The sequence below is a fragment of the Candidatus Woesearchaeota archaeon genome, from assembly GCA_030651375.1.
In the GTDB taxonomy this organism is placed as follows: Archaea; Nanobdellota; Nanobdellia; order Woesearchaeales; family UBA12501; genus JAUSFM01.
Genome location: JAUSFM010000021.1, coordinates 1 through 1,020, shown reverse-complemented (window position 1 = coordinate 1,020; position 1,020 = coordinate 1). Strand labels below are relative to the sequence as shown.

Sequence of the window (1,020 nt, the reverse complement as noted above, 5' to 3'; positions counted from 1 at the left end):
GCTCGTAAGTACCTTCTTTAACGTACTTGGTCTTTTTCTCATCGGCACCGGGCATGGTTCTCGCGTCCAGGTGACAGGAGGCCCAGCAACCCACTTGCGCAGACTGCGGAACCTTCGAATCCGGGAACATCATTGCGGCTTTGACGTCATTCTCTTTGTCTGAGCTGTCTGCACCGCCAGTGGGCGCTTTGAAGGTCAACCGAATATAGAGGTTGGTGGCATCGTAGGCCGCTTGGACTCCAACGGGGTACATCATCGTTTTCGGTGCACCTTTAGGCTCCAGCTCTTTGTCTGCAAGACGCTTGAAGTTGAAGTTCAACGTACCTTTTTCTTCGTGGCATCCCACGCAGGTTTCACCCTTCTTCAGGCCTGCAGTACCGCTGTGGTCTGATTTTTTTGACACCCACTCTATGGGAGTCGTGCCAGGATGGAAAACATTGATGTCACGTTTGGGAACCTTGGCCCAATCGGGCGCAGCCATCGCGAACTGGGAGCCCACGGTCAACAAAGTACCCAGAAGCAGCATAGAAACAGTTGTTTTTTTCATTTGAGAAGTCCTTTCAAATATTAAAAATGGGGGAATTCCAGAATAACAATCCCCCTCTTTCGCCGATTACTCGTCGTCTTCCTTCATGCCCTTGGGCTTGTGGTGGGCGATGCCTTTGTGGCAATCGATACAGGTTTGTTTTTCGTCCTGCGCAATTTTGTGCATTTTCGCACCACGCAGTTTTTGTTTTTCAGCGTCCATGCCCTCAAAACTGTGGCAATTGCGGCACTCACGGGAGTCACTGGCCTTCATCCGCGCCCATTCATGTTCCGCCAAGCGCAAACGGTTTGCCTCAAACTTTTCCTTGGTGTCAATAGTGCCCACCAACTTGCCCCAGACTTCGGCGCTTGCCTGAATCTTGCGAATCATCTTGTGCGACCAGTCCTTGGGTACATGGCAATCCGAGCAGACCGCACGCACACCAGTGCGATTGGTGTAGTGAATGGTCTGCTTGTATTCCTGGTACACGTTGT

Annotated in this window: 2 protein-coding genes; both read right to left on the bottom strand. The window is 51.6% G+C overall.

Annotation, left to right across the window (positions count from 1 at the left end; genetic code table 11):
• A partial coding sequence (locus Q7R76_07250; protein ID MDO8643335.1) for an ethylbenzene dehydrogenase-related protein occupies positions 1 to 547 on the bottom strand: 547 nt, incomplete at its 3' end.
• Positions 548 to 613: 66 nt separating this feature from the next.
• Positions 614 to 1,020: NapC/NirT family cytochrome c (locus Q7R76_07245; GenBank protein MDO8643334.1), on the bottom strand; the 407-nt coding region annotated here is incomplete at its 5' end.